This is a genomic window from Hongsoonwoonella zoysiae (assembly GCF_013266695.1).
GTDB classification, from domain to species: Bacteria; Pseudomonadota; Alphaproteobacteria; order Rhizobiales; family Stappiaceae; genus Hongsoonwoonella; species Hongsoonwoonella zoysiae.
In genome coordinates, this window is the sequence record NZ_JABRXF010000001.1 from 1,822,976 (window position 1) to 1,840,864 (window position 17,889).

Genomic DNA, 17,889 nt, shown 5'->3' on the forward strand with positions numbered 1-17,889 from the left:
TCGTGCTTGCGAAGGCCGGGTGAGGGCCACAGTGTTGCGTCCTGATCGACCTTCTCGGGCCCGCGCGGCAAACGGAGTGCGATCGCGAAGGGGGATAGCTGCGAAAACAACGTTGACCTTTCGCGAATCACTCTTGCGATTCTCGGTGGCCGCGTTAAATAGTCGTCAGGCAGCAAAGAGCGCCAAACGCTGGGCATCATTGGACCTATGGGCCATCCACGGGCGAAAAACGAGATTGGCTGCCGACAATCCGGGAAGCTTGCCAGTGCGGAAGACCGCGCTGCTTTTCGCGTGTTCTTGTTCGCGATGAGCGCGCAGCGGGAGAAAGCGTCGCCGCGGTCGCGAGGGTGCGGACGAATTTCGACAGAGTTAAGCGGGACTTAACGGACCGCATATAAACAGACCGAAAGGTTAAGCGGGCGCGATCGGGATTTTCCTTGCGTTTCAGCGGCGGCGGATTGTTCGCGCTGCCGGGGAAATCGTCCGATCGAATGCGAAGCGGCGGGCTTCGTGCGCCAAGCGGGTACATGACGCCGATCGCGAATCGGTGGAGCCGGAGACAAACATGGTAGCCAAGGCAACCCAGGCGGAAGAATCCCAGGAAACACCATCTGAAAATTCCGACGGTCCGCTGCTGGACCTTTCGGATGCCGCGGTCAAGCGGATGATAAAGCTCGCCAAGAAGCGCGGGTATGTGACTTATGACGAGCTGAACGAGGTTCTCCCCTCCGAAGAGGTGACCTCCGAGCAGATCGAGGACACCATGGCGATGCTTTCCGACATGGGCATCAACGTGGTGGAGGCCGAGGAGGCGGAGGAAGCCGCTTCCGAGGAAGAAAGCGAGGGCGGAGACCTCGTTGCCGCCAGCAGCGGCGCTGTCGCCAAGACAACCACGACACGCGAGCCGACGGACCGCACGGACGATCCCGTGCGCATGTATCTGCGTGAGATGGGGTCGGTGGAGCTTCTGTCGCGCGAGGGCGAAATCGCGATCGCCAAGCGCATCGAGGCCGGCCGCGAGGCGATGATCGCCGGCCTTTGCGAAAGCCCGCTCACCTTCCAGGCGATCATCATCTGGCGCGACGAGCTGAACGACGGCAAGATCCTGCTTCGCGATATCATCGACCTTGAGGCGACCTACGCCGGGCCGGACGCCAAGGCGGGGCCGGCGGCGAACGACGACGAGGAAGAAGAGGAAGAAGCCTCGGCGAAAACGCAAGGCGACGATGAGCCGGAAGGTTCATCCGAGGATGGCGAGGACGGCGATGACGATGACGACGAATTCGAGGCCAATGTCTCGCTTTCGGCGATGGAAGCGGAACTGAAGCCGCAGGTTCTCGAAACTTTCGACCGTATCGCCGATGAATACAAGAAGCTGCGCCGCCTGCAGGATCAGCTTGTCGAGAACAAGCTCGCCAACAAGACGTTGTCGCCCTCTCAGGAACGCCGCTACAAGAAGCTCAAGGAAGACATCATCGTCGATGTGAAGAGCCTGTCGCTCAACCAGCATCGTATTGATGCGCTCGTTGAGCAGCTTTACGACATCAACAAGAAGCTGATGGGCTACGAGGGGCGGCTCGTGCGCCTGGCCGAGCGTCATGGCGTCGACCGGCTCGATTTCCTCAAGCAGTATCAGGGCAACGAGCTTGACCCGAACTGGATCCGCAAAGTCGCCAATCTTTCGACGCGCGGGTGGAAAGGCTTCGTGGCCGGCGAAAAGGATCAGATCCGCGACCTGCGCCAGGAAATCCAGACCCTTGCATCCGAAACCGGCCTTGAAACGACGGAATTCCGGCGCATCGTCTCTATGGTGCAGAAGGGTGAACGCGAAGCGCGCATCGCCAAGAAGGAGATGGTGGAGGCGAACCTTCGTCTCGTTATCTCCATCGCCAAGAAATACACCAACCGAGGCTTGCAGTTCCTCGATCTCATCCAGGAAGGCAACATCGGCCTGATGAAGGCGGTCGACAAGTTCGAATACCGCCGTGGTTACAAGTTCTCCACCTACGCCACATGGTGGATCCGGCAGGCGATCACGCGCTCGATCGCCGATCAGGCGCGCACGATCCGCATTCCGGTGCATATGATCGAGACGATTAACAAGATCGTTCGCACCTCGCGCCAGATGCTGCACGAGATCGGCCGCGAGCCGACCCCGGAGGAACTGGCCGAAAAGCTGCAGATGCCGCTTGAGAAGGTGCGCAAGGTTCTGAAGATCGCGAAGGAGCCCATCTCCCTCGAAACGCCGATCGGCGACGAGGAGGATTCGCATCTCGGCGATTTCATCGAGGACAAGAACGCGGTCCTGCCGATCGATGCGGCCATTCAGTCGAACCTGCGTGAGACGACGACGCGCGTGCTCGCCTCGCTCACCCCGCGTGAGGAGCGCGTGCTGCGCATGCGCTTCGGTATCGGCATGAACACCGACCACACGCTGGAAGAGGTCGGCCAGCAGTTCTCGGTCACGCGTGAGCGTATCCGCCAGATCGAGGCGAAGGCCCTTCGCAAGCTGAAGCACCCCTCGCGCAGCCGCAAGCTGCGCAGCTTCCTTGACAGCTGAAGCCGCCAAGGCGGAAATTATCGAAAGCCCGGTCGTTTCGGCCGGGCTTTTTCATTGGGTGGCACTGTCTTTCCCGCATTGCCGGTAATTGCTCCGAGGCGCATAGTTTTCGGGGCGATTGGGGGCGAAGACGGCGCTGGCCGGCACATCATTGGTGCGCGTATCAGCGCCACGGGAGGTGTGTCGTGACCATATACATCGTTTTCGTCAGCTGGACCGATCAGGGCATCAAGAACGTCAAGGATTCTCCCCAGCGGCTGGATGCGGCCAAAAAGCTGCTGTCCGACATGGGCGGGAATTTTCGCGAGTTCTATCTCACCATGGGTGAGTTCGACATGATGGCGATTTGCGAAGCACCCGACGACGCGGTGATCGCGCGTATGGTGCTGATGCTCGGCCAGACCGGGAATATCCGCACGCGGACGGTAAAGGCATTTCCTGAATCCGCCTATCGCGAGATCATCAACTCGCTTTGATAATCCGCGTTACTCCGGCCCGCGCAGCCTCGGCAGGGCGAGCGCCAGCGGTATGGCAAGTGCCGCGAAGCCTGCCATGATGAGGAACACCGGTGGCCCTGAGGCCATCGCGGCTTCGCGCGTCACGAGTTCGCCGGTCCCAGGTTCGCTCAGGCCGAATTGAAGCGCGAAGAGGCTTGTGATAGCGGCGCCGATTGCGACGCCAGCGGAGGTGAGCGTCGGGATGATGCCCGACGCACGGTCGCGTTCGGCCCCCTCGGCGGCATAGATGATCGATTTGTTGAGGAAGAGGTTGCTCATCCCGAAGCCGGCGCCACAAGCGATCGATCCAAGCGTGAAAACAGGAAACGATTGTCGGGAAAGTGCCAGGGCGACAACGGCAAGCCCGGTCGCGGATGAAATGGTGCCGAGGCGGATGAGCCGGCGCTGCGTATCCGGGTTACTCACGCCCGCGACGAGCCACGCCGCGATCGTCCAGGAAAAGGCAGTGAGTGTCGAGGCATAGCTTGCCTGCGTCACGCTGAGGCCCCAGAGCGACTGGCCGATGCCGGTGTAATAGACGCCGCGGATCGCGTTAGACGAGGACATGATGAGTCGGATCCACACGCAAAACCCGAGAACGCCGGCGAGGCGAAAGGCGTTCCTCGGCGCGAAGGGAAGGGCGGAGCGCCGGTCGAGATAAAGCGTGAAGGCGATGAGGCTTAATCCCGCCGCCAGCACCATCGTAATGGCCTTCGTATCGCTCATTTCGCCTATGAAGCTGATGAGTAAGACCGCGATGGCAATCATCAAGATGCGGGGAATCGCAGCTGCCTTGGCCTTGTCTGAAATCTCGGCTTCATCGCGAATGGTTACCGGGATCACCGTGATCGCAAGGGCAAGAAGAAGTCCCGTCAGCGGGACGTTGGCAAGAAAGGCCGCCCGCCAGGACCATGTCTCGACCAGCACGCCCGCCGCAAGCGGGCCGATGCCTGCGGCAAGCGCCCAGACGGCGGAAAGCAGCGAATAGACAGCGGGTACCACCCGCTCCTCGAAAAGATCGGGGATCACGGTGTAACAGAGCGCCATGATCATGCCTTCGCCGAAACCCTGCAGAAACCTGCCACCCAAAAGGCCGGGGATCGAATGCGCCAGGCCGGCCACCAGCGAACCCGCGAGCAGCAGAAGCGTTGCGAATATGAAAAGCGGCTTCGCGCCGAGTCGTGCCTTCAGCGTGCCTGTCATCGTTCCAGCCACGATCGCCGCCACCTGAAACAGCGTGAAAACCCAGAATGCGCGCTCCTGACCGCCGAGTTCGCGAATGATGTCGGGAAGGGCGGCCGCCGTTACGAAGCCGTTCACCGCATGGGAACCAACGCCGAGGATCAACGTCAGGCTGGCAAGCCATCGTGCCTGGCCGGTGAGGTGGAAAAGGATGTTCGCGTATCGCTGTCGGAGCGTGGAATCTCTTGTGGTTGAGATGGACATTGGGTCAGCCTCATAAAGAAAGTATTTTCTTTCTATATTAGGATGATTTTGACAAGGCAACACTTTTTAAATATGCAAGGAAGGGACGAAATGCCGGGGGCCGCGAACCATGGCGATCGAGACGGACCGCACGAGCGATCTGATCCTGCAAACCTTGAAGGCGCGCGGGCCGCTCACTGCCGCAAGCCTTGCCGAAAGGCTTTCGGTAACGCCGGTTGCCGTGCGCCAGCATCTGGACCGGCTGTTGGCCGAAGCCTTCGTTCGTTACGAAGACCGCCGCGAAAGCGTCGGCCGCCCGAAGCGCTACTGGTCGCTTTCCGAAAAGGGCCATAACCGGTTTCCGGACAATCACGAGGGCCTGACCCTGGAGATGCTCGATGCCGTGCGCTCCGTCTTCGGCGAGGAGGGGCTGGACAGGCTCATTTCGGAGCGTGAGGCGCGCATGCGCGAGGCCTATGCGCAGGCGCTTGACGGTGCCGGCGGGCTGAAGTCGCAACTCGAAAGGCTTGCCGCACGCCGCACGCAGGAAGGCTATATGGCCGAGGTGGAGGCGCTCCCCGATGGCGGCTTCCGATTGATCGAAAACCACTGCCCGATCTGTTCGGCGGCGCGTAAGTGTCAGGGGTTCTGCCGTTCGGAACTGGCGTTGTTCCGCATGCTTCTCGGGCCCGATGTAACGGTGGAGCGCGAGGAGCACATCGTTTCGGGCGCAAGGCGCTGCGCCTATCGGATTTCGCGGGTGAACGAGCTCGCTGCCCCCGCCCGAGTGGAATGACGTTTCGATCATTCATCGCTTGCAGCTTTGTTTCGCTCGGCTACGGTCGGCGCAAATCCTGCGAATCGTGAAAGGAAGCTCTCATGCGGGTGATCGTCGTCGGTGCCGGAATTGCGGGGCTTTCAACGGCCTGGTCGCTTGCAAAGCGTGGTGCCGAAGTCACGCTGCTGGAGCAAGGTCCCGTGCCCAACCCGATGAGTGCTTCGGGAGACCAGCATCGCATCATCCGCCGTGCCTACGGCGGCCAAAGCGGTTATCAGCGGCGGATCGACGAGGCCTATCAGGCGTGGGACGAACTTTGGGCCGACATTGGCGAGAAGCATCTTGTCGACACCGGCTTCCTCGTTGTCTCCCAGACGGAAGGCGATGAGGCGGAGGAATATCGCGACGGGCTTGTCGCGGGCGGTTATCCGGTCGAGGAATTGGAGCCGGAAGAGGCCGCGCGCCGCTTTCCCTTCCTTGATGCCGCCACGATCCGCTTTGCCGCCGTCAGCCCGGAAGGCGGTGTCCTGCTTTGCCAGAAGATCGCGGCTTCGATGAAGCGTTGGCTGCTGGTGAATGGCGTCGACATTCGCGAAAACACGAAGGTCATCGCCGTCGATGCCGCCGCCGGTTCGGTGACGCTTGAAAATGGCGAGGCGCTTTCTGCGGACCATATCGTCGTCACTGCCGGCGCATGGGTCCTCGGGCTTGTGCCGGAACTGGCCGAAAATCTGACTACTTATCGCACGGCGGTTGCCTATCTTGAACCGCCCGTGGATTTGAAGGAGGCTTGGGAAAGCGCTCCGGTGATCCTCGATGTCGGCGGCACGGTGGATGGTTATGTGCTTCCGCCCGTTGCCGGAACGGGGCTCAAGGTCGGGGCGGGCATTCACAAGTATAAAAGCGCCCCGGATGAAAACCGCGTCGCCCTGGAGGGCGAGGGCGAGCAGATCCGCGATTATTTCGGCCCGCCGTTCGCGCGCATTTCCGAATATGGCGTCAACGATGTCGTTACCTGCGCCTACACCTTCACCGCGGATGAGCATTACTTCGCGAAGAGTGAAGGCAGATTGACGGTCGTTTCCGCCTGTTCCGGTCATGGCTACAAGTTCGGGGCCGAGGTTGGTCGCCGGATCGCCGAAGGTGTGCTCTCCGGCGATGCGGAGGCCATGCGCATCTGGCTTGAAGCGCGCGACTGAGCGCCACTCCGAATACACGTTATTGCGCGGGGCGTATCATTCGTCTCAGGGTGTCGTCGCGCCGTATGAGGTGATGCCATAGCGTCGCCAGTACATGTATGGCGATCAGGGCTATGAAGGCCGGTTTGGCGATCTCATGAAGCTCGCCCGCTTCCGGAAAAACGTAATAGGCGATTATCCCCGTGACGGGTGCCGCGAACAAAAGCACGTAGAATGCAAGGTGGGTCGCTTTCATGGCGAGAAGGGCAAAGGCGGGTTCGCCTGCCGCTCCTGCCGGCGCACCGCGCACAAGGCGGATGGCGACCCGCAGCATTGTCAGGCCAAGCACCGCGAAACCGACCCAGATATGCGCATCGGCAAGTAAGGCCTCGCCAGCGCTGATCCGGTAGCCTTCCTCGGCGGCCTCGGCAGCTTCTTCGATCGCCTCGGCGAAAACGATCTGGAAGACGACAAGTGCCGCTATGAGCCAATGGAGCGTGATTTGCGTGAGGTTGTAGCTCGATTGGGAAGACGTCGACATGGTAAACCTCTTGTCCGGCATTATGTCGCCTGGATGTTTTCGGGCGGCATAATGCTAGAGAGGCTTTGTCGCAGGGATTTGCCGGAACTGTCGCAAAGTGTATCCGGCTGTATCGTTCAGTCGGCCTTCCTTCCCTCCTCCACCGCATCGAGGATGAACCTCGGCAGCGCGAAAGCAGCCTTGTGCACCTCCGGTGTGTAGTAGCGGGTCTCGAAGCCGGCATTTTCGAACCGGCCTTTGAGTGTCTCGAGCGGCACCTTGCGAAGATTCACATCGTCGCTTGCAAACCCGAGCGCCATGTGCCCTCCGAAATAGGTCGGGATCGCGGCGATATAGGCGCCCGCATCCTTGTAGATTTTCGAGAAATGACGGATCGAGGAAACAAGCTCGGCCCTTTGCAGAAAGGGAACGCCGTTTTGCGTGACCAGAACGCCGCCCGGCTTCAGGCAGCGGTGAACGCCGCGATAGAATTCCTCGGTGAAAAGAACCGCGCCCGGCCCATCGGGGTCGGTGGAATCGATCATTACCACGTCGAAACGCCGGTCGGTTTCCTGCACGAAACGCGCGCCGTCGGCGATCACGAGGTCGAAGCGGGCGTCTTCGAAAACGGGAGCGTTGAATTCGGAAAAGTGCTCGCGGGAGAACTCGACGACGGAAGCATCGATCTCGACCTGCGTCAGGCGCTGGATGCTTCCATGCTTCAGTGCTTCCTCGGCCATGCCGCAGTCGCCGCCGCCGACGATCAGAACCTCTTCCACAGCCCCATGCGCGAAGATCGGCACATGCGCCATCATCTCGTGGTAGATGAACTCGTCACCCGTCGTGACCTGGGTGATGTTGTCTAGCATCAGCACCCTGCCGAAGACGGGATTTTCGAAAAGCACCAGTTCCTGATGCTCCGTCCGCTCCTGATAAAGAATGTCCTGGCATTCGTAACTCACCTGAACGCCGGGATAGAGCGTTTCGTTGAAGTGCAATCCGTTCTTCATGCGAATTCCCGGGCCACTTTCTCGCCGCGCAGGATCTCGTGCACTTCCGTGCGCAGTGGTACGAAGGCTCGCTTCAGCACTTCCACGCATTTCTCAGGCTTTGCATCGCCGCACATGAACACATCGAAGGCCGCATAGCCGGCTTCCGGCCACGTGTGGACGGAAATGTGGCTTTCGGCAAGCACGGCGACCCCGCTCACGCCCACCGGCTGGAACGGATGTAGATGGATGTGCAGAAGCGTGGCGCCTGCCTCCTCGACGCATTCCTTCAACGTCTCCTCGATAAAGGGAAGATCGTCGAGTTTCCGGGCGTCGTAGAGGTCTATGATGAGATGCGCGCCCGCGCACTTCACCCCTTTTTTCTCGATGAAATGATCCAGCCGATCGTCGGCGAAAAGTGCCGAGATTGCGGTGTTGTCGTTTTCTTCCGTCTGGGTGGTGCTTCTTGGCTCGCTGAAACCGTACTCGTCGATTTCGGCGTCGCGAGCCGCCAAGTCCATCCCCAATTGGAAGAGGCCGTCGTCAGACATGGCGGTCTCCCCAACCAGCAGATGAAACCTGAACTCTCAGGCGGTCTCCGGCCCGTGTGACACATCAGGCCGGAACGAAACGCTCCGGATAATCCGCGAAGACCCCACATGCCGGGATCAGCCATTGCGAACATTGTCGAAGCATGTGTGTGCGAACCGCGCGTATAGCGCTCATGAAGCGCCGACTCAATGATAAATTTGAGCCGGAATGGATACTCAGACGCCGAATAAAACCCAGATCATCAATACTGCCGTCGCGCCGGCAATGATGTTGAGCGGCAGGCCGATCTTCACGAAATCCAGGAAACGGTAGTTGCCCGCCCCGTAGACGAGCGTGTTCGTCTGGTAGCCGATGGGGGTTGCGAAACTGGCGCTGGCGCCGAACATGATCGCCATGACGAAGGAGCGCGCATCAAGGCCGAGCTGCTGCGCAAGCCCGATAGCGATTGGCGTGAAAACGACCGCGACGGCGTTGTTCGTTACCAGTTCCGTCAAAAGCGAGGCAAGCAGGTATACGACGGCGAGGATGATGAGGGGATGCGCGTTTTGCAGCGCAGGCAGCACGCTGTCGACGATGAGGTTTACGGCGCCCGCGTCCTCAAGGCCGCGTCCGACAGCGAGCATTGCGAAGATCAGAATCAGGACGCGCCCGTCGATTGCCTGGAAAGCCTCGTCTGAATCGATGCAGCGCGTGAGCAGGATGAAGGCGACGCCGATCATGGCAAGGCCGGCGATCGGCATGATGTTCAAGGCCGCCAGAATGACGACGGCGGCGAGTGTCGCTATGGCGATTGGCGCCTTTCGCCGGCGGTAGGGCCGTTCTGTCGGGGCGCTCAGGCCAACGAAGCCGCCGGTTGCGGCAAGCCGCTGCAAACCTTCCGTCGGGCCGGAAAGAATGATCGTGTCGCCCGACCTCAGCCGGATGTTTTCAATCGGTATGCCGGCGGGAAGCACCCTGTGGCGGTGAACGGCGAGCACCGCTGTACCGAACCGCATCGGCAGGCCGAGCTGGCGTATCGTGCGCTCGTTGACCGCTCGTTCCGGCCCCACCAGCGCCTCGACGATTTGCGGCTCTTCTTCGTCTCTCGGCGGCGCGAGCATAAGCCTCGGTTCACCGATGATGACGTTTTTATCATGGTAGAGCGTCAGGATCTCCGCGGCTGGCGCGCTGATCGATATGCGGTCTCCCGCTTTCAGTTCGTACTTGCCGTGTGCAGGGGCGAGCCCGCCGTTCTTCCCGATCATGCCGTGTACGGTGACCGTGGCGGGCGCGAGTGCGGCTGTAGAACCCATTTCTTTGCCGATGTAGTCGGAATCCGCGGGGATCATGATTTCCGACGAAAATACCACTGCATCGTCCGAAGCTTCGAAACCTCCTATGCCGGGGCGGTCCGGAAGTAGCCTGCGCCCGATGGCGAGCAGATAGATCATGCCGACGACCGCGACGACGATGCCGACCGGTGCGATTTCGAAGATGCCGAAATGTTCCATCCCTTGCGACTGCGCCACGCCATCGACGAGAAGGTTTGTCGACGTGCCGATAAGCGTGCAGGTGCCGCCGAGGATGCCGGCGAAGGAAAGCGGAATCAGATGGTGCGACGGCAGATCGCCCATTTCGCCCGCAAGCTTGATGACGACGGGAATGAGCACGATCACCATCGGCGTGTTGTTGACGAAGCCGGAAAAGACGAGCGTCCCGAACAGCAACGCGATCATGGCGAGCGCCTTTCGCCCGCCAAGCTGGTTCGTCAAAAGGCCGCTCACGGCTTCCAGCGTGCCTGTGCGCACCAGCGCGCCGGACAGAATGAACATCGCGGCAATGGTGATGGGAGCCGCATTGGAAAAGACGTTGAGCGCTTCGCCTACGTCCAGAAGTCCAAGTGCGAGCATGATTGCCGCCCCGCCGATCGCGATCACCTCGGGCGGGAATCGCTCGCTGGCGAAGCCTGCGAAAATCAGCAGCAGAACCGCGAGCGACACATAAGCCTGATTTTCGGCGATGAATTGCAGCATGAAAAGGCGATACCCAGCCCGGAAGTTGCCTGTCGTCCGAATTCTATAGCTTGAAGGGGCGGCGGGATGAACCGGTTTCATCCCGCAACGTGATGATCTCCTGGTGTGCTGTGCGGACTATTGATCGAGTTCCCAGGTTACATTGACCTGCACGCTCAGCTCGCTTTCGCCCGCCTCCACGGGCGGCGCGGCGTCGGATACAGCTTCCGCCCTTGCCAGCGCGAAGCCTTTCGGGCGGATGGGGTACGAATTCTCGTTGATGGAAAGCACCCGACCAAGCTTCACCCCGGCGGCTTGTGCATAGAGCTTCGCCTTGCGGATAGCATCCGCCATCGCTTCCTTTCGCGCTTCGTCGCGGCGCTTGTCGCCGTCGCTGACGATGAAGGAGATACCGTTCACCTGGTTTGCGCCGTCCTTGACCATCGCATCGAGCAGACCGCCCAGTCTCTCGAGGTCGCGGACGCGCACGCTCACCCCGTTCGTCACCCGGTAACCGACGATTTCAAGCGTCTCGTTTCCGTTCGTCCTCTTGATGCGCTCGTATCGCGGCGAGACGGAAAAGCCCGAAGTCTGGATATCGCGCGCCTCGATGCCGGTTGCCCTTATCGTATCGACGACGCCGTTCATCGCCTCGGAATTGCCGGCAAGCGCTTCCGTCGCCGTCTTGCCGTCGGTGACGACGCCGCTCGTCACCATCGCCATGTCCGGAGGCGCCGAAACACTGCCCTCGCCGGAAATGCTGATCGTCGCCGGCTGCTCCTTTTCCTGGGCTGAAAGCGGTGTCGCGAGCATGGCTGCTGCGGCGATGGCAAGCCCCAGAGTGCGAATGACATGCAACAGGATCGGGTGCGTTCTCATCAATCGGACCTTTTGTTTTCAATGTGTTGAGAGGAAACAGTCGCGAGCGATTGCGGCGGATCGGTGGCGTTTATTCTTCGGGGTGTCTCTTGGTGGATGAGGCGGCATCGGCATGTTCGTGCAATGCCAGCGGTTCGCCGACTTCGCCATCTGCCGACAAAAGGATCGCGATCGGCCGGGTTGCAGGAAACTGCGCGCACACAATAAGTCCGAGTACGGTCAGCGGCACGCAAAGCACCATGCCCGTCACACCCCAGAGCGTGCCCCAGAAGGCGAGCGAAAGCATGATGACAAGGCCGGAAAGGTTGAGGCTCGTTCCCATCAGCCGCGGCTCCAGGATATTGCCGATCGAGAACTGGATCGCGCCAAGGCCGATCGCGATAACAAAGAACTGCGTCAGATCGTCAAAATAAACGAGCGCCAGCATGCTCGGGAAAATCACGCTGATGAGCGAGCCGATTGTCGGGATGTAGTTCAGGAGAAAGGCGATAAAACCGAAAAGCGCGGCATAGGGCAGGCCTATAAGAGTCAGGAGCGCGCTTGTCAGAAGGCCGGTCATGATGCTGACGGCGGTCTTTATGTTGACGTAGTGACGCACGGATTTGCCAACCGCGTCGCGGATGGCGAAGGTGACTTCGGCCCTTTCCGGGGACGTGAAGAGCCGCAGGAGCTTGCGGTCGAAGGTCCATTGCTCCATCAGCAGGAAGAGAACATAGATGAAGACCAGCGATGCCGAACCCGCCACTGTCGTGATGATGGTGGCGCCGGCGGATATGAGCTTGCTGACGATGCCGTTCGGCAGAAGATCCTGCAGCTCGAATTGGTCCTTGAGGTTCAACTCGTCCATCAATTCGTTGAAGACGGTTTCCAGCCTTGTCTGGTAGACCGGCGCATCCCTTGCGAGTTCGGTCAGGTTCGCCGCAACCAGATCGAACACGAAGATCGAAACGCCGAAGATCGTGAGAAGAGCGGCGGGAAGCGCTACCCAGCCGGGGAGTCTGAATGGTCCGAGCGGCAGCCGTTTGTAACCCTGGGCCAGCGCGTTGATCAGATACCAGGCGACGAGCGCGATCACGAAGGGAAGCAGCAGCGAGCGGCCGACATGAAGCAGCCAGCCGATCAGGGTTACCGTCAGAAGCGATAGCGAAACGGTGGCAAGCGAACGCGGCATGTCCGAATCCAATTGTCTCTTGTTCCCTTTCGTAACCTCGCACACGCTCGATAGCCACCGATACGGGCAAAAACCCTGTCGTTGGCGTCTTTTTCTGGAAAAGCGCAGAGCATGCTCAAGCATGAGCTTGCCACCTGTCGTCCGGCTGGTGTACGAAGCGCAGTATAGGGCCTGTAGCTCAACTGGTTAGAGCCGTCCGCTCATAACGGATTGGTTGGGGGTTCGAGTCCCTCCGGGCCCACCATTCATCCATCGAACTGATTTTATTGATTATTTTCAGAGCCGCCGCCGGAGCGTACACCCGGGCGGACAATCACCCATGTATCATTGATGCAAGGGCTCAGGCGATCGGCCGGTTCTTGCAGAACCTCGTGGCCGGCCGTGGCCGGATCGGCGGCGCTGCAAATCGTTGAATCCTCACCGCGATCTTGAGCATATCCCGCGAAATCCGGCTCGGATTTCGCGACAAGGATATGCTCAAGATATTGATTCTGGAGCGAATTCTTATCACGAAAGCGATACCGCTTTCAGGACAAGCGCTCTAGGCGGCCTTGTCGGATGTGATGCCGGATATCGCCTGGATGAGATTGTCTTCCGTGACCTCCTCGGAGGTGAAGGTGCGGATGATCTTGCCGCTGAACATGGCAACGATCCGGTCGCTGACATGCAGCACTTCCGGCATTTCGGAGCTGATCACGATCACCGCGTAACCCTGGCTCGCGAGTTCGCGGATCAGATTGTGGATCTCCGACTTGCTGCCCACGTCGATGCCGCGGGTCGGCTCGTCGACGATAAGGACATTCGGGTGCATGGACAGCCACTTGCCGATGACAATCTTCTGCTGGTTGCCGCCGGACAGGTTGCCGACCAGTTGCTTCCAGCCGGGCGTGCGGATGTCGAGCCGGTCGCGATACTGGTCGAAAATGGCAATCTCGGCGCCTTCCGCCACGAACGGCCCGGCCTTCAGGTCGCTAACCTGCGGCAGCGTCATGTTGTCCCGGCAGTTCATGCCAAGGATCAGGCCCTGGCCCTTGCGGTCCTCCGGCACCAGCGAGATGCCCTTGGCTATGGCATCGGCCGGGGAATGGATCACCGTTGGCTGGCCGTCCAGGAGGATCTCGCCGCCTGACGGCTCTCGCAATCCGAAAAGCGTTTCGGCGATCTCGGTGCGCCCGGCGCCCACAAGTCCGTAGAAGCCGACGACCTCGCCCCGGCGCACGTCGAAACTGATATTTCGGAAGAGTTTGCCGCAGGAGAGATTGCGCACCTCCAGCGCGATGTCGCCGATTTCGTGGTGGCTGGCATTGCGGGAAAGGTCCAGCTTGCGCCCGATCATCAGCTGGGTGATTTCATCTTCATCGGTCTCGGCAGTGGTTAGCGTGCCTCGGTAGTGTCCGTCCCTGAGAACGCTGATCCGGTCGGTGATCTTGAAGATTTCTTCCATGCGGTGGGAAATGTAGATGATGCCGACGCCATGCGCTTTCAGGTCCTCGATGACGTCGAACAGGACGACTTTCTCTGCATCCGTCAGCGAGGCCGTCGGTTCGTCGAAGATGACGGCCTTGGCCTCGACGGTGAGCGCACGGGCGATCTCGACCATCTGCTGATTGGCGATTGAAAGATCGCCCACCTTGGTCTTGGCGTCGAAGCCGACCTTGAGTCGGCCCAGGATCTCGTCGGTCTGGGCATAGAGCTGCTGCCAGTCGACCCGGCCGAAGCTCTTTTTCGGCAATTCCCCGAGATAGATGTTCTCCGCAACGGTGAGTTCCTCGGCAAGGCTCAGCTCCTGATGAATGAAGACGATGCCCTTTGCCTTGGCTTGCAGCGGTGAAGTCATCACGACAGGCTGCTCGCCGACGATGATCCGGCCTTCCTCGGGCTGATAGATGCCGCCGAGCACCTTCATCAGGGTGGATTTGCCGGCGCCGTTTTCACCCATCAGGGCATGGACCTCGCCGGGCATGACCGAAAAGGAAACCTTGTCGAGCGCGCGCACGCCGGGGAAGGTCTTGACGATTCCTTCCAGGCGGAGGGCGGGGGTCTGGTTGCTCATATTCTCAACTCCTCCCGGCCTTTGAGGTTCAACTGACGGTCGAGGAACAGGACCGCGATCAGGATCAGCCCGATCACGAGATTGACCGTCTCCGTATCCGCACCGATATGGCCGAGGCCCTTGCGCAACAGCTGAATCGCCAGAACGCCGCCCAGGGTGGACAGCACCGATCCCGCGCCGCCGGTCAGCTTGGTGCCGCCCAGAACAACGGCGGTGATAACCCACAGTTCATAAAGCTCGCCGTCATTCGGGTTGACGGAGCCGGATTCCGAATAGAAGACGACGGCGGACAGCGAAGCCAGGAAGCCGATGATCATGAAATTGATCATCATGTGCGGGCCGACCCGGATGCCGGCGTTGATGGCGGCCGTCCGGTTGTCGCCGATCGCATAAGCGTTGCGGCCGTGAACGGTGCGGTTCATCACGAACCAGACCGCTGCTGTAACGGCGATCAGGAACCAGGTGGCGGTGTGAAGGCCGAGGAATTGCGCCTCGGCGAAGTCGACCAGCGTCCAGTTCAGATGCGATGTCGGCTGTTCGCCGTTGTACATGAAGACAAGACCGCGATAACCGAGCATCGCGCCAAGGGTGACGATGAAGGCGTCGACGCCGGTTTTCCAAACGATCAGGCCGTTGAGCGCGCCAAGCAGCATGCCGGTCATGAGTGCCAGCCCCCAGGCAATCGGGATGACCCCGTCGCCGAGGCCCGCGAAGATCGGCCAGGTCATGCTGTCGAGCAGGACGACGGCGCTCAGCGCGAAGGTCGCGCCGACGCTGAGGTCGATGTTGCCGTTGATCATGACGATGGTCATGCCGATGGCGATGATGCCGATCGGCGCCGACTGTTTGAACAGCAGCAGCATGTTGTCGAGATCCATGAACGCCTTGTCGCTGAGCGACAGGTATTCACCGGCGACCGAGAAGAAGATCAGTTCCAGGACAATGAATCCCCAGATCGCGCCGCGCTTTAAGAAGGTGCTGAGAGTGCCCGGTTCCATAGCTGTCTCCCTTACGCGATCGGTGACCAGAGCTTGCCGCGCTTGGCTGCGATGTCGAGCCAGACTGCAAGAATGATGATGATCCAGGTCACGACATACTGGGCGTAGAACTGCAGACCGACCAGGAGAAGCCCGTTCTGGATAAACCCGAGGATCAGGACGCCGATGACGGTCTTGAAGATGGTGCCGGACCCGCCCAGCAGGGATGCGCCGCCGAGGATGACGGCTGCCAGAACCTCCAGTTCGAGGCCCTGGCCCACCGTGTTCTGGCTGCCGAGGGATCGGCTGGCCTGAAGGAGCCCGGCGGTGCCGACGCAAAAAGCCGACGCCAGGTAGCAGGTGAAAACCACCCTGGCCCTGCGAATACCGGAAAAGGTTGCCGCGGTGCCGTTGCCGCCAACAGCATATACCTTGCGTCCGAAGGGCGTCTTGGCAAGCGCTAACCCGAGAACCGATGCTAACAGGGCGAAGATCAGGATCGGCACCGGAATGCCGAGCGCATCGGACTGGCCGAAGACGCTGAACCAGGTGCCTTCCTTGTCGGCGATGTCCATGTTCTTGCCGCCTGAATAGGTCAGCGTCAGGCCGTGGATTGCCGATAGCATTCCCAGTGTGACGATCAGGGAATTGAGTTTCAGATAGCCGACCAGGAAGCCGATTAAGGCCCCAAGGCAAAGCACCATGGCATACATCGACGGGATGGCAAGCGTCGGCCCGATCTTGTCGTGAAGGTCGAGGACGACGATGGTCGCGAAGGACATCATGGAACCGACCGACAGATCGAGATTTCCGCTGATCACGACGAAGGTCACGCCGAGCGCCATCACCCCTAGGATCGCCGAGGAGCGGATCACGCCCATGATGTTGTCCGGGTCCAGAAACCGCTCGTTTGCGATCGTGAATCCGATCATGAACAGGGCGAAGGCGACAAGAATGCCCTGTTTTGCGAGGAATGTACCCACGCCCGACAGGTTGGAAGGCCGCATCGATCTCTCCTTCGAACCGTCGGAACGGCTTTCTGCCTTGGTTGAAATGTCGGACAACAGACCCTCCCTAACCTGTCGATTTTTATACGGGCGTCCCGCGGTCATCGGTCGTGAAAATCCGCCCTGTCATGCAGTTACCCTCACGCGGAGCAAGAAAGGCCGTTATCCTGGCGGTTCCGGCGGAAATTGTTTCCATGGCCGGGTCCCGGGTGCCGGTCGTTTTTCAGGAACACCGGGCTGTGCGGCCCATGGTTTCCGGCCGGTCGCTTGTCGAAATTCTTGAAGGAACGGGGGCGCGGGCGAGAGCCCGCGCCCGGGTCGGGTCTGTCTTAGAAGACAGGCTTTTCAAATTCGGCCATGTTGTCCTGGGTAATCTTCGGCGTGTCGAAGTAGTTCAGGAACGGCACGTCCTTGCCGGACAGCACGTCGATGGCGGTCTGAAGGGCGGCTTCGGCGTCATCGACCGGCGACTGGTAGATGGAACCCCAGTATTCGCCGCGCTCCATCGCTTCATAGCCGACGGCAAAGTTGGTCGCTCCGACGAAGATGATGCCTTCGCGCCCGGCCGCCTTGGCGGCGTTCAGGGCCCCGACACCCATGTTGTCGTCGCCGGCATAGACGCCGTCGATACCATCGTACTTGACCAGGAAGGCTTCCATGACCTTTTGGGATTTCTCCCGGTTCCAGTCGCCCGGCTGCGTTTCCACCAGCGTGACATTCGGGCACACTTCCGGCAGACGGTCCTCGAAGCCCTTCGCCCGTTCGATGGCGGTGGTGTAGCCCGGCTGGCCGGAGATCTGGACGATCTCGGCTTCGTTCTCGATGCCCATATCCTTGAACTTGTCGCACATGATCTCGGCAGCGCGCGATCCCTGGGTGATGTTGTCGGGACCGGAGAAGGATTTGACGAACTCAAAACCCTGCTCGGCGATGTTCGAATTGGTGACGATCACCGGAATTCCGGCCTTGTAAGCCTTGCGGACGGCCGGGATCACCGCCTCGCCGTTGGTCGGCCAGATGATGATGGCGTCAACTTCCTGCTGGATCAGATCTTCCATCTGGGCGATCTGCCGCGCCACGTCGCCGCCGGCATCCAGTACCACGGTCTCGACATTGGGGTTGGCGCTTGCTGCGTCGATGAAGGCCTTTTCGTATGTGGTCTGATAGCTGTCCACGCCGACATTGTTCTGCGTGATGCCGATTTTCATCGTCTCGGCTGAAGCGGCGCCTGCAAGAGCAAGGCCGGCGACGGCTGTCGTTGCCGCAAGCAATGAGCGGAACTTATACGTCATTCTGATTTCCTCCCGTGAAG

Annotated in this window: 15 protein-coding genes and 1 tRNA gene; 5 read left to right on the plus strand and 11 right to left on the minus strand. The window is 60.3% G+C overall.

Annotated elements, in window-relative coordinates:
- The first annotated feature begins 565 nt into the window (after positions 1-565).
- Together rpoD and HPQ64_RS20380 are read left to right on the plus strand one after the other, a co-directional pair.
- Positions 566-2,560, plus strand: a complete 1,995-nt coding sequence (rpoD, locus tag HPQ64_RS08460; RefSeq protein ID WP_172887910.1) for an RNA polymerase sigma factor RpoD — start codon at positions 566-568, stop codon at positions 2,558-2,560.
- Positions 2,561-2,745: 185 nt separating this feature from the next.
- Positions 2,746-3,036 carry a GYD domain-containing protein gene (locus HPQ64_RS20380; protein ID WP_172887911.1) on the plus strand — a complete coding sequence of 97 codons (291 nt, stop codon included), beginning with the start codon at positions 2,746-2,748 and terminating at the stop codon, positions 3,034-3,036.
- Between the two features lie 9 nt (positions 3,037-3,045).
- Here the strand turns inward: HPQ64_RS20380 and HPQ64_RS08470 are convergent, their stop codons facing one another.
- Complete coding sequence (locus HPQ64_RS08470) at positions 3,046-4,503, minus strand: MFS transporter (protein WP_172887912.1); 1,458 nt, start codon at positions 4,501-4,503, stop codon at positions 3,046-3,048.
- Between the two features lie 109 nt (positions 4,504-4,612).
- Here HPQ64_RS08470 and HPQ64_RS08475 point away from each other — a divergent pair, with 109 nt between their 5' ends.
- Both HPQ64_RS08475 and HPQ64_RS08480 read left to right on the plus strand, forming a co-directional pair.
- Complete coding sequence (locus tag HPQ64_RS08475; RefSeq protein ID WP_172887913.1) at positions 4,613-5,278, plus strand: helix-turn-helix transcriptional regulator; 666 nt, start codon at positions 4,613-4,615, stop codon at positions 5,276-5,278.
- A gap of 83 nt (positions 5,279-5,361) precedes the next feature.
- Positions 5,362-6,459, plus strand: a complete 1,098-nt coding sequence (locus tag HPQ64_RS08480; protein WP_172887914.1) for an NAD(P)/FAD-dependent oxidoreductase — start codon at positions 5,362-5,364, stop codon at positions 6,457-6,459.
- Positions 6,460-6,478: 19 nt separating this feature from the next.
- On the opposite strand, the gene HPQ64_RS08485 is transcribed toward HPQ64_RS08480, so the two are convergent.
- From HPQ64_RS08485 to HPQ64_RS08510, 6 genes are all read right to left on the minus strand, one after another.
- Entirely contained in the window at positions 6,479-7,000 is a 522-nt protein-coding gene (locus HPQ64_RS08485; RefSeq protein WP_172887915.1) for a cytochrome b, read from the minus strand.
- Positions 7,001-7,095: 95 nt separating this feature from the next.
- Positions 7,096-7,968, minus strand: a complete 873-nt coding sequence (gene speE / locus HPQ64_RS08490) for a polyamine aminopropyltransferase (protein ID WP_172887916.1) — start codon at positions 7,966-7,968, stop codon at positions 7,096-7,098.
- Positions 7,965-8,498, minus strand: a complete 534-nt coding sequence (speD, locus tag HPQ64_RS08495) for an adenosylmethionine decarboxylase (protein WP_172887917.1) — start codon at positions 8,496-8,498, stop codon at positions 7,965-7,967. Before speD ends, speE begins: the two co-directional genes overlap by 4 nt.
- 216 nt (positions 8,499-8,714) lie before the next feature.
- Positions 8,715-10,511 (minus strand): SLC13 family permease, encoded by a 1,797-nt coding sequence (locus tag HPQ64_RS08500; protein WP_172887918.1) that lies wholly within the window; start codon positions 10,509-10,511, stop codon positions 8,715-8,717.
- A 117-nt stretch (positions 10,512-10,628) separates the two neighbouring features.
- On the minus strand, positions 10,629-11,369 hold the full coding sequence (locus HPQ64_RS08505; RefSeq protein ID WP_172887919.1) for an SIMPL domain-containing protein: 741 nt from the start codon (positions 11,367-11,369) through the stop codon (positions 10,629-10,631).
- A 70-nt stretch (positions 11,370-11,439) separates the two neighbouring features.
- Positions 11,440-12,540, minus strand: coding sequence for an AI-2E family transporter (locus HPQ64_RS08510; protein WP_172887920.1), 1,101 nt, complete (start codon positions 12,538-12,540; stop codon positions 11,440-11,442).
- Between the two features lie 167 nt (positions 12,541-12,707).
- On the opposite strand from HPQ64_RS08510, the gene HPQ64_RS08515 reads away from it, so the two are divergent.
- Positions 12,708-12,784: transfer RNA gene (locus HPQ64_RS08515), tRNA-Ile, on the plus strand.
- Between the two features lie 297 nt (positions 12,785-13,081).
- Here HPQ64_RS08515 and HPQ64_RS08520 read toward each other — a convergent pair.
- From HPQ64_RS08520 to HPQ64_RS08535, 4 genes are all read right to left on the minus strand, one after another.
- Entirely contained in the window at positions 13,082-14,593 is a 1,512-nt protein-coding gene (locus HPQ64_RS08520) for a sugar ABC transporter ATP-binding protein (protein ID WP_172887921.1), read from the minus strand.
- Positions 14,590-15,591 carry an ABC transporter permease gene (locus tag HPQ64_RS08525; protein WP_172887922.1) on the minus strand — a complete coding sequence of 334 codons (1,002 nt, stop codon included), beginning with the start codon at positions 15,589-15,591 and terminating at the stop codon, positions 14,590-14,592. Before HPQ64_RS08525 ends, HPQ64_RS08520 begins: the two co-directional genes overlap by 4 nt.
- An 11-nt stretch (positions 15,592-15,602) precedes the next feature.
- Positions 15,603-16,577, minus strand: coding sequence for an ABC transporter permease (locus HPQ64_RS08530; RefSeq protein WP_172887923.1), 975 nt, complete (start codon positions 16,575-16,577; stop codon positions 15,603-15,605).
- 329 nt (positions 16,578-16,906) lie between these two features.
- Positions 16,907-17,869, minus strand: coding sequence for a sugar ABC transporter substrate-binding protein (locus HPQ64_RS08535; RefSeq protein ID WP_172887924.1), 963 nt, complete (start codon positions 17,867-17,869; stop codon positions 16,907-16,909).
- Positions 17,870-17,889 lie beyond the last annotated feature (20 nt).

Bases quoted from the DNA above. Each gene is read 5' to 3' on its own strand.
- HPQ64_RS08480 (WP_172887914.1), top strand. From the start codon at position 5,362: ATGCGGGTGATCGTCGTCGGTGCCGGAATTGCGGGGCTTTCAACGGCC.
- HPQ64_RS08520 (WP_172887921.1), bottom strand. From the start codon at position 14,593: ATGAGCAACCAGACCCCCGCCCTCCGCCTGGAAGGAATCGTCAAGACC.
- rpoD (WP_172887910.1), top strand. From the start codon at position 566: ATGGTAGCCAAGGCAACCCAGGCGGAAGAATCCCAGGAAACACCATCT.
- speE (WP_172887916.1), bottom strand. From the start codon at position 7,968: ATGAAGAACGGATTGCACTTCAACGAAACGCTCTATCCCGGCGTTCAG.
- HPQ64_RS08510 (WP_172887920.1), bottom strand. From the start codon at position 12,540: ATGCCGCGTTCGCTTGCCACCGTTTCGCTATCGCTTCTGACGGTAACC.
- speD (WP_172887917.1), bottom strand. From the start codon at position 8,498: ATGTCTGACGACGGCCTCTTCCAATTGGGGATGGACTTGGCGGCTCGC.
- HPQ64_RS08475 (WP_172887913.1), top strand. From the start codon at position 4,613: ATGGCGATCGAGACGGACCGCACGAGCGATCTGATCCTGCAAACCTTG.
- HPQ64_RS08470 (WP_172887912.1), bottom strand. From the start codon at position 4,503: ATGTCCATCTCAACCACAAGAGATTCCACGCTCCGACAGCGATACGCG.
- HPQ64_RS08535 (WP_172887924.1), bottom strand. From the start codon at position 17,869: ATGACGTATAAGTTCCGCTCATTGCTTGCGGCAACGACAGCCGTCGCC.
- HPQ64_RS08525 (WP_172887922.1), bottom strand. From the start codon at position 15,591: ATGGAACCGGGCACTCTCAGCACCTTCTTAAAGCGCGGCGCGATCTGG.
- HPQ64_RS08500 (WP_172887918.1), bottom strand. From the start codon at position 10,511: ATGCTGCAATTCATCGCCGAAAATCAGGCTTATGTGTCGCTCGCGGTT.
- HPQ64_RS08530 (WP_172887923.1), bottom strand. From the start codon at position 16,577: ATGCGGCCTTCCAACCTGTCGGGCGTGGGTACATTCCTCGCAAAACAG.
- HPQ64_RS08485 (WP_172887915.1), bottom strand. From the start codon at position 7,000: ATGCCGGACAAGAGGTTTACCATGTCGACGTCTTCCCAATCGAGCTAC.
- HPQ64_RS08505 (WP_172887919.1), bottom strand. From the start codon at position 11,369: ATGAGAACGCACCCGATCCTGTTGCATGTCATTCGCACTCTGGGGCTT.